This window comes from Lutibacter sp., assembly GCF_013139515.1.
Taxonomy (GTDB): domain Bacteria; phylum Bacteroidota; class Bacteroidia; order Flavobacteriales; family Flavobacteriaceae; genus Lutibacter.
In genome coordinates this window covers 19,644-33,192 of record NZ_WTAR01000124.1, presented here as the reverse complement: position 1 = coordinate 33,192, position 13,549 = coordinate 19,644, and the positions used below count along the sequence as shown (strand labels likewise).

Below are 13,549 nucleotides of genomic sequence, written 5' to 3'. Positions count from 1 at the left end.
AAAATGTAAACCCATAACGAATGGCTCTTCTTAAAATTCGACGAATAACATAACCAGCACCAGTATTTGATGGTAATTGCCCATCGGCAATTGCAAATGCTACCGCACGAACGTGATCTGAAATTACACGAATGGCAATATCAATCTCCTCATTTTTACCATAATCGTTGTTGGTAATTGCTTCAACTTCTCTAATTAGCGGTGTAAAAACATCGGTATCATAGTTAGATTGCACATTTTGTAAAACCATACATAAACGTTCAAAACCCATTCCGGTATCAACATGTTGGGCAGGTAATTTTTCTAAAGAGCCATCAGCTTTACGGTTAAATTCCATAAATACTAAGTTCCAAATTTCCACCACTTGAGGATGGTCCATATTTACCAAACTTTTTCCTGAAACTTGCGCTTTTTCTTCAGCTGAACGAATATCTACATGAATTTCAGAACAAGGTCCGCAAGGTCCTTGAGCACCCATTTCCCAAAAATTATCTTTTTTATTTCCGTTAATAATACGGTCTTCACTAATATATTTTTTCCAATAATCGCACGCTTCTTGGTCGTATGATAAACCATCTTCTTTAGCACCTTCAAAAACTGTTACATATAAACAATCTTTATCAATTTTTAAAACATCAACCAAAAATTCCCAAGCCCAAGCAATAGCTTCTTCTTTAAAGTAGTCTCCAAAACTCCAATTCCCAAGCATTTCAAACATGGTATGGTGGTAAGTATCTTTACCAACTTCTTCCAAATCGTTGTGTTTTCCAGAAACTCGCAAACATTTTTGCGTATCTGAAACGCGTTTATCAACAGCATTTTTCTGACCTAAAAAGTATTCTTTAAAAGGTACCATTCCAGCATTGGTAAACATTAATGTTGGATCGTTTTTTAATACCATAGGAAAAGATGGCACAATAGCGTGTTTTTTGGAAGCAAAAAAGTCTAAAAATTCTTTACGGACTTGTTGTGATTTCATGTATTATATCTTAATTTATTACTGGCTACTCCAATACTTAAAGTTTACTATTACTTAATTCATTAATAGCTCTTTAACATTATTTTGTTTGTTAATTATTTGCTAAATACTTTATGTTTAACAACTTTAGTAAAACATTTCGTAATTTTGTAAATTACGCATCGCAATATTAATAAATATTATGACGTTTTATGATGCAAAAATAACATAATTTCTATTTATGACGAAGGTAAAATATTATTACGATTCAGATACACTATCTTACCAAAAGATAACACCTAAAAAAAGTGATACTTTTAAAAAGTTTTTTCTTACAATTATAGCAGCCTTAATATTCATGTTTATAGGGTTTGTAGTTTTAGCTCCTGTTTTTGAATCGCCTAAAGAAAAAGAATTTAGACGTGAATTAGAATTTGTTAAGTTAAATGAAGAATTACACAATAAAAAAATTGTTCAACTTGAAAAAATATTAAAAGATATTCAAGAAAGAGATAACAATATTTACCGTTTATATTTTGAAGTAAACCCAATTCCTGAAGAGCAAAGAAAAGCTGGTTTTGGAGGTTTAAATAGATATAAAGCTTTGGAAGGTTTTGATAATTCTAAAATGGTTATTGACGTAACTAAAAATATGGATATTTTATCAAAACAATTATATGTTCAATCTAAATCTTTAGATGAGATTGTTAAATTAGCTGAAAATAAAGAAGGTTTGTTAGCTGCAATGCCTGCTATTCAACCTGTAAAAAAGGAAGATTTAACACGAATGGCTTCAGGTTATGGGTGGAGGTCTGACCCTTTTACTAAAGCAAGAAAAAAACATTGGGGAATGGACTTTACAGCTCCAAGAGGGACTCCAATCTACGCTTCCGGAGATGGGAAAATAATTAGAGCTGACCAAAGATCTTCTGGATATGGAAAACACGTTAGAATTAACCATGGTTTTGGCTATATTTCTTTATATGCACATATGAGTAAATATAATGTTAGAAAGGGTCAAAAAGTAAAGAGAGGTGATTTAATTGGTTTTGTTGGTAATACGGGTCGCTCACAAGCACCACATTTACATTATGAAATTATTAAAAATGGCTCAAAAATAAACCCTATTGATTTTTATTATGGAAATTTATCACCTGAAGAATTTGAAGCAATGCAAAAAGCCGCTCAAATTGAAGGACAATCACTAGATTAATGTTTATAGATTTACCAGAGAAAAGATATTATAAAATTGGTGAAGTTGCTAAAGCTTTTGGGCTAAATACATCTCACATACGCTTTTGGGAAAAAGAGTTTGACATTTTAAAACCTAAAAAAAATAATAAAGGAAATAGGTTATTTACACAGGAAGATTTAAAAAACCTAAAACTCATTTATTATTTGGTAAAAGAAAAAGGGTTTACTTTAGAGGGTGCAAAAATTAAAATGAAAGAAAACCCTAAAGCTGTAAAAAATAATCATGCAATTATAACTCGTTTAGAAGCGATTAAAGAAGAGCTAATTAATATTAAAAATCAAATAGATACTTAATCTTTAAATTATTCAACTTTAAAAACAATAGGTAAACCGTATCTTACACCAACAGCTTTACCTCGCTGCTTTCCTGGTGTCATTTTTGGCAATAACCGAATAACTCTAATAGCTTCAGTTTGTAATTTTTTATGTGGAGCTCTTGCTTTTATATCAACAATATTTCCGTATTTATCAATTTTAAATATCACAAAAATCTTTTGTATACTACCTGTAGTTAAGCCTAAATCTGAAGCTAATTCAGAATTAAATCTTTTTGAAACAAATTTTGACATTTCAGAAGAAAAACAAGCTCTTAATTCTTTATTACTTCCTTTGCAACCTGGAAATATGGGAACATTTTCAATAACTAAAAATGGTACATCCTCAACAACATCTTCCTCTTCTTCAACTGACACAACATCATTATCTATATCAATAATTATAGCATCTGATTCATCAACTTCAGTAGACTCAATAACTGTTTCAATAACTTCAACTTCATCTTCAACTTTTATAATTTTATCAGGTAAAACAGCTTTTACAGGAGGTTTAATTTTAGGCTCAATAATTTTAACTTCAATTGTTTCCTCTACATCTTCATCAGCTACAATAGTCCCTGCTAACTCTTTTATAACATTTGGGTAGCTTTTCATATTTAAAAATTCATTAACAATAAAAAGTGCTAATACTAAACCTAATTGAATTAAAATTTTACTATAATTTTCAAGAGCCGCGTGAGGGTATTTTTTAATTTCCATTTAGTGCCTTTTTCAGGTGGAACAAAAAACTAGTTATTAACTGATTAAACAGTAAAGTTTATAATGCAAGAAATTGGAAAACAAAATGTGCTTAAAGCAACACCTTGCAAGATATATATATCGTATTAAAGTTACGATTTTTCCATTTAATAAACAAAAAAACCAACATAATGTTGGTTTTTTTGTTTATTGAATTTTAAACGCTATGGGCAAGGAATATTTTACATTTACAGGATCCCCCCTCTGTTTACCTGGTTTCATTTTGGGTAATAAATTTATAACCCTTATGGCTTCTTGTTTTAATTTTTTATGAGGTGCTCTAGCCTTTATATCAACAATGTTTCCACTCTTGTCAATTCTAAATATTGTGTATATTTTTTGAACTCCTGAGGCTAAACCTAACTCTTCGGCCAAACTAATGTCAAATTTTTTATTAACAAACTTTCCTATTTTTTTCATAAAACAAGCTTTCCGTTCTTCATTAGAGCCTTTACAACCAGGATAAACAGGTACATCTTCTAAAATTAAAAAAGGAACGGTTTCTTCTATATCAATGGTATCATCAATATTAGGGTCTTCAAATTGTGGTTCTTCAACTGGGGCGTCAGGGTCTATAATAGTAAACAAAGTTTCTTCAAAATCAGCCTCATTATCCTCTTTTTTAATAACTACAAGAGGTATTGTTTTAGGAATAGCTTTGGGTTTTGGTTTTTCAATTTCATATTCAACATTTTGTTCTGGTATAGAGTGATCAACTCTACCAAAATCTTCAACAATAGCAATTTTAGTAGTAACTGTTTTATTTTGAATTAAAACGTATGCAATAATTAATGATAAAACTAATCCTAATTGCATAAACAATTTACTAAAATTCTCTAAATTTGCTTTTGGGTTCTTTTTTGTATCCATAGTTTATAAGTTTTTATCATCCTTTTGTACCTGTATATTTAAATTAATTGTATAGAGTGGTATTTAAGTTTTTAATTTATACTGAGGTATTTATAGGATAAATGTTAAAATTATGTTAATACAATAAACGTACCAAAAAAAAAGCTCAACCATAATGGTTGAGCTTTTTACTATAAATATTTTATGTTTTTTTATTCTACTTTAAATGCAATTGGTAAGCTGTATTTTACACCAACTGGACGACCACGTTGTTTACCTGGTGTCATTTTAGGTAATAGCTTAACAACTCTAATTGCTTCAGCTTGTAGCCTTTTATGAGGTGCACGTGCTTGTACATTTGTAATATTTCCGCTTCTGTCAATTTTAAACATCACAAAAATTCGTTTCACTCCTGGCGATAATCCTAAATCTGATGCTAAATCAGCATTAAATTTTCTATTTACGTGTTTCGTGATTTTTTCTTGTAAACAAGCTCTTAATTTTGCTTTGTTTCCTTTACAACCTGGATAAACTGGTACATCTTCAATAATTGCAAAAGGCACATCTTCTAATACATCTTCTTCTTCTTCAACTTCAATAATTTCTTCAATTTCAACTGCCTCATCTTCATCAGTTTCTGTAGATTCTATTACTGTTTCCTCAACTTCTTCTTCATCTTTAACAACTTCAATTACATCTGGAGTTGGTGGTGGTGGAGTTTTTGGCTCAGGTGGTTTTATTATTTCAAGTTCTAATTGTTCTTCTTCTTCATCCATATTTAGTACTACAGGACCTAAATCTCCAATAACTCTATCATACGTCTTTTTTTCAATGGCCAAATACACTATTAATAGTGCTAAAACTAAGCCTAATTGCATAAACAACTTGCTGTAGTTTTCTAAATTTGCTTTTGGATTTTTTTTGATTTGCATCTGTGAAAAATTTTTTTATAGTTCGCTAATTTAATAATTTTAATATATAATACAAGTATATTTTTTATTTCATTCTATTTTCTTTAAAAAATATGTTGAAAAACAACCAAGCGACAACTATTCCTGTTAAATTAGCAATCAAATCTAATGTTTCAGCCTGCCTGGAAATGGTTAGTGTTCCTTGTAGGATTTCAATAATTATGCCAAAAATAAATATTACAAGTACAATAAAGGCTCTTTTCTTTTGAAGTTTTAAGCTTTTATAAAAAGAAAACATCCAACTAAATGTTAGTAGAAAATAAGCTGATACATGTAAAAATTTATCAAAGAATTTAACTGATGGTAGTTCAACAACTTTTTCAATTGTGATTAAACTTCCAACGGTTATTGCAATTGTTAAAGCAATTGCTATTAAAAAATATAGTTTACGCTCCAATTAATTCTTTATAATCTTCTGCTGATAATAAATCATTTAATTGAGACACTTCAGCAATTGAAATTTCAATCATCCATCCTTCTCCATAAGGGTCTGAATTTACTTTTTCTGGTTCGTCTTCTAATCCTTCATTAAAAGCTGTTACTTCACCTGTTAAAGGCATAAATAAGTCTGAAACTGTTTTAACTGCTTCAACTGATCCAAAAACTTCATCTCTATCCACAGTATCTCCAACGGTATCAACATCAACATAAACAATATCACCTAATTCGCTTTGCGCAAAATGCGTTATTCCAATTGTTGCTATATCTCCTTCAATTTTAAGCCATTCATGGTCTTTTGTGTATTTTAATTCTGCTGGTATATTCATTTTTTATTAAATTATTTATTGTACATATTAATTTCCTATAACATATCTAATACTTAACCCTGAACTTACAGATTGTCTAGGAAAAGTTGTTGAAATAGCATATTGAGATGAGCTTTGATCAAAATAGAATGAAGCTGTTAAACTTTTACTTAGTGCATAATCTGCAAAAAACTTAAGAGATAGTAAACGCTGACCGCCTGTTACTTGATCATTATCTTGGTCTATTGCTCTAATAACTGTAATATTATCTCTTAAAGATATATCTGCTCTTAAATTTAAATCGCCTTTTACTTTAGTTAAATCTCCTCCAAATCTAAATTTCATAGCTAAGTCTTTAATTCTATAGCCTAAACCAATTACGTATTCTGTACCTTTTATTTGGGTAATAGTATTGTTATTAAAATTTAATGTTAGACCTCTATCCTTATTAATTCTTCCACTAAATGAAACAGAATTTTTCATTTTCACATCTAATTTAATAAGCGGTGAAAATTCTTCTAATAAATTAACATTGGTGAAAAGTGTTTTGTTTAAATAATTTCCAGCAATATCTTCTTTTGATAAATTACTTGGTTCATAGTCTAAATTATTACTAAAACTTGTAATTGAATATAAAGAATTATAGCTGTGTGAAACTGAAAAACTTCTAAAGTTCTTTTTAAACCATTTCATTTTCATAAATCCTTTATAATTCAATTTCCATCCTGGAATTGGAATATTTTTGAATGCTTTTAGACTTACTTTTGAAGCATCTTGACCAGAATATGCTGCCATAAACGCAGGTAAAGTTACTTGTTGGCTAGTTTCACCAAAACCACCAATTGCTTGTCCGGTTTCTAAAGCTAAACGCTCAGCAATTATAGCTCTGTTGGCTTTAAACTCTTCAAAATTAGCATCACTATTTTTGAATGATGTTTTTAACATATTATAACTGATGCTAAAATTACCAAATTCAGTAACTGGAGAATCTGTAATTAAATTATTATCAACAACATCTAATTGTTGTGAGCTATTTTTAGTGTACGTTTTATTACCTCTAAATTCAATATCTAAATCTTTAAATGGTTCCATAGTAATTGTACCATCTAACTTGTTAAAATGTGTTCTGCTATATGTTTTATTATAATAAACATCCAACGGATCAGATGAATCACGTGATAACAACCAACCGTTTTCTACCGCTCTTTGTCTAATATCTATTTGACTTCCAAAAACAAATCCAAATGTTGGTGCTGCGCTTCCACTAAAATTATCACGTCCTAAAAATCCAATCTCAGGAACATATCCTGGTAAAAAAGTACCATTGTTTTCAGAATAATTTACACGTGCTTTTTTTACTGAAGTTAGTAAATCATAAAATCCTTGTCCAATTTTACCACCAACTGTTTTTTTCTTTTTAGTGATTGAACTTCTAGTATTTACCGTTTTTTTAGCGCCTGATTGTTTTGATGAAGCACTTTTTTTACTAAATAACTTTTCTAACCCTATAGTTTTATAAAATTTCTTAAAATCTACATCCGTTCCAATAGTGTGTGTATTTGCATTCTGAATTACATTTCCAACTTTATTAACATACGATTGTGATGATGCTTGCCAATCAAAATCTGCAGTGTACGCATAATTAGCTTTTATAAAATTTAAATATGGTATTTTATCTAAAGGTAATTTGTAAGTACCACTTAATGTTTGGTGATAATGATCTGGTCTTCCAATGCTAAAGAAATTATCCATTAACTGAATATCTTCTGAAGATTCAAACTCATCATAAATATAATGGTTTGCTGCTTTAAAATTAAACTGTAAAGATTTGGTTAAGTTGTAGCCAATACTATAATCCCAATCAAACATAAAATGACGTTGTTTTAACGTTGGAAGTTCTGGCAAACCTTCTATTAAACTTCTTGATAATTGCTCGTTATAACTTCTAATTATATTTGAGTTTATTGAAATTGTTGATGGCAATAAATTAAAATTAATATCTTTTATCAGTCTTAAATATTTACCACTTAGTGATTCTAAGTTTTTAAAAGGCTCAATACTTTTTGGTTCAAAACTATAATTATAATTTGCTGAAGCTCTTACATTTTGATCTACATATCTTTGAACGTTATAATCTTTATGAAATGTTTCATTATACGCGTATGAAACTGATAGATTTTCAACACTATAAAAACGTTGTTTTTTGGTTGAAGTTGGGTTTCTGTCTTTTCTAACATTAATTAAACTAAAACTTCTTCGCTTTGTATAATCTCTAGCGCTACTACTGTTTGGATTTATACTTTCAGCATCTTCAAATAATACATCTTGGTACTGTGGATCGTATTTTGGATCTTTAAATTCTTCTGAAATACTATAATTTAACGGTAATTTAATTCCCCAATTTTTAGGTAAAAGCTGCCCTACATTTACATTGGTAACAATATCGTATAATTTAGTATCTTCTTGACTTCTTTCATTTACACGTTGCTCAATACCACCAAAACCCTGAGTTTCCATTCTTCCTGTCATAGAAACATCAGCAAAATCAGCAAAATTAGCATCAGCACTTACAACTGCTGCCCAACCTCCTTCATTATCAAATTCAGAAACACGCATTTCATTAAACCAAACTTCTGTACTTTGATTGGTATTTGAAACATTTTTAACTCCCAACATAATGGTTTTAATATTAGATAAGTTTGGGTTTCCTTTTACCCTTACTACCAAATCTTCTATTGAGCCATTTATTGCTGGATACAATTCATTTGGAGCTATTCCATCTTCAAATCGCTGCAGTTTAAGTTTTCCTAAATCTTCTAAAAAAGCATCTAAATTATTTTCTTCAGGCCAAATATCAAGTGGGGTTGAAGCTCCATAATCAGAAATTGTTAATAATTTTTCAATTTGATAATAGTTATCATTTAAATCGCTACCAACCCTAACAATTGCTTGCACTTCACCATCTTGAACTTGTGATTGTGTTTGAACTCCTTCAGCATGTAAAAACAATTTTAAGTGCTTGTACATCCTTAAATCTACTCTTACATTTTTAAATATTGCCCTTGTATCATCAGGTTCTAGATTGGTAACTTTTAACGAAACTGATTGCTCATTTTGTTGTTGTAACGTAGTGCTACCTCTTAACACTTCTCGCTCAATTCCTGGTGGTAATATATAAGGAATTGGGTTTCTACCTTCATTTTCTTGAATGTTAACAACACCAACTTCAAAATTTTGTAATTGAGGGTTTGTTAAATCTTGAGGTGGTGTTATTGCTTCATCTAATGTTTTTGTATAACGTCTCCAATCTCCACGAACTAATTCTAATTCACCAAAACGCAATACTACTGGCATTTTAAATTTGGTTAAAAATATTCGCATAAAACGAATTGAATTAAAACCTGTAATATCATTCACAACCTCATCAGGTGTTCCTACTTGAATTCTAAATTGTAACCATCTAAATTCTTTTTCACTACCATCTTCAAGTTGTACGGTTACTTTTTTCTCATCAACAATATTATTTTGACCAACAACTAAATCATTTTTATTTAATGATACTTTGTATTGATAATAACTTTCAACCGAGTTCATGGTTTGATCCTTATCAATATCTTCTGTATCAGGAAATGTTGTTGCTGAAGTTGGATAACTTTCTGTAGATAAATTATTGGTAGGTGAGTTACCTTGCGTATTATTATATCTTTTATAACGTGTTAAAACTGATGCATCATTGCTATCATATTCAGAACTTCTAAAATAAGAATAGTTATCATTTGCTGGGTCTAAACCAAACCCTGTTCCAAATTTTTGAAGTTCTTCATCATCATTAATACCATCTAAACCAATATCTTGTGCTAAACGTTCACTATCACTATCACTAAATGCATATAAAAGCGATTGACTTGTCGGTATTTTCCCCCAAATTGTTGAGTCAAAATTAGTATCTAAATCATTTTCTGGCAAACCGTTTTCATACATTTTTCTACCGTCTTTTAAAACGTCTTCAGAAATATTACCAAGATTGAAGTATAAATCACCAACCTGATTTGAAATATTTGTTGGATCAACTCCTGGTTGTAACCCTTCTTCATTTGTAATTGAATAGTGATCGTAAGGATCCATCAACCAAAACTGAATATATTCAACATTAGATTGTTCAAAATTTGTAGTTGTTAATGCTCTAGTTATACCTCCCCATCTATCTTCAGGATTGGTGAATTTACCATCGCCATTTACATTATTTGTATCGTAATTATAACTTCCTCTTTCGTTTGGAAAATAAGCTAAATCTAACGTTCTAACTATGGTAGATTGTGTTAAATCTAAATCTTGCTCTGGAAATAATTCTTCAAAACGCACTCTTCTAACTTCAGCTCTTGAAAGCTCTATATTATCTATATTTCCTGGTTTTAATGATGAACCTCCGTAAAATAACGGATCAATTGTGTACCAAGCTAACCTTGCTCTTTTGTAACCATATGATATATCTGTAGCATTTCCTCCAAAATCAAAATTTGTTTGAAATTGTGGTGTACTCGACATATGCCATTGTTGAATTGATTTAATTTCTAATGGAATTTGAGAACCTTCAAAATCATCTACATATGAAGTTGCTTCGCCTTCTAATTCAATCCTTTTAGGTGAACCGGGCATTAAATACGCAAAATCGGCTCTTATTGAAAAATTTGAAGCTACATCAGTATCAATATTTGGTAATTTATTTACCCATTTTGTAAATTTAGGAACTTCAGCTCCGTAGCTTGCATTTAAACCGAAAATTGTATTATTTATAGGCTCTTGACCAAACAATGCCTTTTGAGTAATTGGTTTTTCATTTAAGTTTAAAATACTTACACCTGCAATTAAATTATCAGAGAATTTATGTTCAACATCAATTCCTAAAAAGCGTTTTGTTTGTAAATTAAATGCTGCATTATTTTCAACCGAAACCTGTATTGGCGCATTTGAAGCCTCTAAACTTGGGTTTACAATTTGAACTCTACCCATTTGATAATCAACAACATAATCTACACCTTCAACTAATTCTCTTCCACCTGTAGTAACTCTAACTGATCCTTGTGACACGTTAAATGCACCTAAAGGAATTCCGTTTGCATTTTCAGATTTATGATACCCTTTTATTAAGTATTTATCTTTTTGCTGAAAATTATTTTTAGCTTCAGATTGCGTTATTTCATATAGTTCATTAAATATATATATTTCATCATCTATATGTGTTAACTTAGATTCTAAGTCCTCTCCAAATGGTTCAACTGTTGGAAAAATAATATATCCTTTTTCTGAATTTACCGTTGATCCTTCAACATAATCAAAATAACCATCACCTTCAGGTGTTAAAAACTGGCTTTGATCTAACCTATCTACATTTAATAAATTTAATAATGTTCTATCTTCAACTCCTAATGTTTTTGCATTTTGCAACACATTAATTGGCACTCCTGTTTCATCATCAGCATATAGCAATTCTAATCTAAAACCATCACGTTGCATTCTATATGTTTGTAAAGAATATACGTTTTTCATCATTAAATCCCACATTGGAATTTGAGTACTAATAATTTCACTTCGTAATAATTTTACAACAATATTATCTGGCGCAATAATACCATCACTAGTAAATTCACCAACTTTATAAACTTTAGAATCTCCATTTACGGTATATTCATAAGAAACTGCAAGCACATCAGAATCTGCCAATCTTCTATTTAATGAAATAACACCTAGTTGAGGGTGAATTGTATATTCATCTGGCCTTAATTTAATAGCATTTTCTAAAACAGAAAAATCTCTACCTTGTTGCATAGAAAAAGGAGCTAATCCATCGCTAACTGTAGCTATTTTTCTCACAACATTTGATGTTGTTAAAATTGAAGAAATATCATTTGCTTCATTTTCAGGAAATAATGAACCTGGAACAGGTATTACATTTGCAGGCCCAATATTTGTTGGATCGCCTTCACCAAGATCTGCAACACCCACAATATTTCTAATATCAACAGTTGAAGCACTTCTATTGGTTACCCAAACTTCTACTTTAGTAATATTAACTGGACTATTTATTAAAGGATATTCTTGTAATGCTTTATTGTAATTATCTCTAAAATATTGTGCTAAAAAGAAATGTCTGTTCGCATCATAATCTGTAGCTTGTAATTCAAATTCTTGAATAGTTGCACCTCCTTGTGCAGCTACAGATCTTGTTTGAGATTTTTGTTCAGCAAAAACACCTGTTACTGTTGTATTTCCAAATTTTAATTGCGTTTTAACACCAAATAAACTTTGAGCTCCAACAATTAATGAGTTTTTTAAAGGCATACTCACATTTCCTACTTCTACTTTTTGAAGAATATCATCTTCAGTAGGTGTGTATTCTAATTTTATTTGATTCTGAAAATTAAAAGTAGATTGTGTATCATATTGTGCACTAACTTTTAACCTAGTTCCTACTTTTGCTAAAATACTTGCACTAATTTCTTGATTAAAATCAAACGTAAAACTGCTTCGATTACGTTCTGATAATTGTGGATTGTCAACTTTTTGATATAACATTCCTAATTTCACTAATACAGACCCTTGTGCATTTACTTCAATAGTATTACCTCCAAAAACAGATTCGAAAAAGCTAGAATTCACATAATATGTTGGTAGTAAATTTTTTTGAGCATCTTCACTTCCCAATTTTTTACTATTTGTTGCACTAATTTTATCTTTATAGTACTTAAACATATCTTTTTTAAGTCTATACTTTTTATACTCTTCTTGATTCATGTAAACTGGTCGTTTCACATAATAATCTCCAATTTTTTCAAGAATCACATATTTTCCAGTTTCAGCATCGTAAGATATTTCTGAAATAGAAGGATCAGCCAAATACAAACTCCCAGACTGATTATTTTTAAAAGGAAATTTTAAATTTAAAGTGTCATTAGCTTTAAAAATCTTTGTTGTATCTCCAGTTTTAATATCTGGATTTGTTTGAGCTTTAATTGTTGACTGAATAAACAATAACAAAAAAAGTACTATATATGTTTTAAATATAAAATGTTTCTTCTCCAAATCTTATAAATTTTTAAGCGCTTTTTTTATTAAATTCTCAACACTTTCTGTTTTATTTTCTAATAAAATTTTGTCTAATATTTTTTCTGATTGTTTTCTAACAAAACCTAATACTTCTAAAGCAGATAACGCTTCATTTTTATTGGTATTGCTCTCAACAAAGGAATCTTCATCAATTGCGTAGCTTTTTAAGATTTTGTCTTTTAAATCAATAAGGACTCTTTGTGCAGTTTTAGCGCCAATTCCTTTCACAGATTGAATTACACCAACATTTCCTGAAGCAATTGCTTGTTGAATTTCATCAGTAGTCATAGATGATAACATGGTACGTGCAATGCTCGGCCCTACTCCTGAAACAGAGATAAGTAATCTAAAAATTTCACGTTCTATTTTATTTATGAAACCATAAAGCGTATGTGAATCTTCTTTTACAGCTAAATGCGTGAACAATATAACCGCTTCATCATTGGGTAAAAGCGAAAAAGTATTCAAAGAAATATGTAGTATATATCCAATCCCACTAGTCTCTATTATAGCATAGGTAGGGTTTTTCTCTACTAATTTACCTCTTATGTGAGTTATCATATTTTTCTTTTTCTAATAACTCCAAATGTATAA

The 13,549-nt window shown here is 29.9% G+C and carries 10 protein-coding genes; 2 read left to right on the top strand and 8 right to left on the bottom strand.

The features are described 5' to 3' along the window. Positions 1 to 979, bottom strand: a 979-nt coding sequence (locus tag GQ540_RS11100) for an alanine--tRNA ligase-related protein (protein ID WP_291801019.1), incomplete at its 3' end; no start/stop codon positions are given. A 220-nt stretch (positions 980 to 1,199) separates the two neighbouring features. Between GQ540_RS11100 and GQ540_RS11095 the strand changes: the two genes are divergently transcribed. Further along, entirely contained in the window at positions 1,200 to 2,171 is a 972-nt protein-coding gene (locus tag GQ540_RS11095) for a M23 family metallopeptidase (protein ID WP_291801017.1), read from the top strand. Beyond that, positions 2,171 to 2,506, top strand: a complete 336-nt coding sequence (locus tag GQ540_RS11090; RefSeq protein WP_291801016.1) for a MerR family transcriptional regulator — start codon at positions 2,171 to 2,173, stop codon at positions 2,504 to 2,506. The genes GQ540_RS11095 and GQ540_RS11090 overlap by 1 nt, the downstream gene beginning before the upstream one ends. A gap of 8 nt (positions 2,507 to 2,514) precedes the next feature. Here GQ540_RS11090 and GQ540_RS11085 read toward each other — a convergent pair whose 3' ends face one another. The 7 genes from GQ540_RS11085 to ruvA all read right to left on the bottom strand — a co-directional run bounded on the left by GQ540_RS11085 (position 2,515) and on the right by ruvA (position 13,516). Continuing rightward, entirely contained in the window at positions 2,515 to 3,246 is a 732-nt protein-coding gene (locus tag GQ540_RS11085; RefSeq protein WP_291801014.1) for an energy transducer TonB, read from the bottom strand. A gap of 186 nt (positions 3,247 to 3,432) precedes the next feature. Next, positions 3,433 to 4,155 carry an energy transducer TonB gene (locus GQ540_RS11080; RefSeq protein WP_291801012.1) on the bottom strand — a complete coding sequence of 241 codons (723 nt, stop codon included), beginning with the start codon at positions 4,153 to 4,155 and terminating at the stop codon, positions 3,433 to 3,435. Positions 4,156 to 4,346: 191 nt separating this feature from the next. Further along, positions 4,347 to 5,066, bottom strand: coding sequence for an energy transducer TonB (locus GQ540_RS11075; RefSeq protein WP_291801010.1), 720 nt, complete (start codon positions 5,064 to 5,066; stop codon positions 4,347 to 4,349). Positions 5,067 to 5,130: 64 nt separating this feature from the next. Beyond that, on the bottom strand, positions 5,131 to 5,502 hold the full coding sequence (locus GQ540_RS11070; RefSeq protein WP_291801007.1) for a VanZ family protein: 372 nt from the start codon (positions 5,500 to 5,502) through the stop codon (positions 5,131 to 5,133). Beyond that, the gene (gene gcvH, locus GQ540_RS11065; protein WP_291801005.1) at positions 5,492 to 5,872 is read right to left on the bottom strand and encodes a glycine cleavage system protein GcvH; all 381 of its coding nucleotides are present in this window, start codon (positions 5,870 to 5,872) and stop codon (positions 5,492 to 5,494) included. The genes GQ540_RS11070 and gcvH overlap by 11 nt, the downstream gene beginning before the upstream one ends. Positions 5,873 to 5,899: 27 nt before the next feature. Next, positions 5,900 to 12,931 carry a cell surface protein SprA gene (gene sprA, locus GQ540_RS11060; protein WP_291801004.1) on the bottom strand — a complete coding sequence of 2,344 codons (7,032 nt, stop codon included), beginning with the start codon at positions 12,929 to 12,931 and terminating at the stop codon, positions 5,900 to 5,902. A 3-nt stretch (positions 12,932 to 12,934) separates the two neighbouring features. Next, entirely contained in the window at positions 12,935 to 13,516 is a 582-nt protein-coding gene (gene ruvA / locus GQ540_RS11055; RefSeq protein WP_291801002.1) for a Holliday junction branch migration protein RuvA, read from the bottom strand. Between the last annotated feature and the right edge of the window lie 33 nt (positions 13,517 to 13,549).

What these genes read in the sequence shown, in the direction of transcription:
- GQ540_RS11095 (WP_291801017.1), top strand. Translation starts at nt 1,200, where the DNA reads ATGACGAAGGTAAAATATTATTACGATTCAGATACACTATCTTACCAA.
- GQ540_RS11090 (WP_291801016.1), top strand. Translation starts at nt 2,171, where the DNA reads ATGTTTATAGATTTACCAGAGAAAAGATATTATAAAATTGGTGAAGTT.
- GQ540_RS11085 (WP_291801014.1), bottom strand. Translation starts at nt 3,246, where the DNA reads ATGGAAATTAAAAAATACCCTCACGCGGCTCTTGAAAATTATAGTAAA.
- GQ540_RS11080 (WP_291801012.1), bottom strand. Translation starts at nt 4,155, where the DNA reads ATGGATACAAAAAAGAACCCAAAAGCAAATTTAGAGAATTTTAGTAAA.
- GQ540_RS11075 (WP_291801010.1), bottom strand. Translation starts at nt 5,066, where the DNA reads ATGCAAATCAAAAAAAATCCAAAAGCAAATTTAGAAAACTACAGCAAG.
- gcvH (WP_291801005.1), bottom strand. Translation starts at nt 5,872, where the DNA reads ATGAATATACCAGCAGAATTAAAATACACAAAAGACCATGAATGGCTT.
- ruvA (WP_291801002.1), bottom strand. Translation starts at nt 13,516, where the DNA reads ATGATAACTCACATAAGAGGTAAATTAGTAGAGAAAAACCCTACCTAT.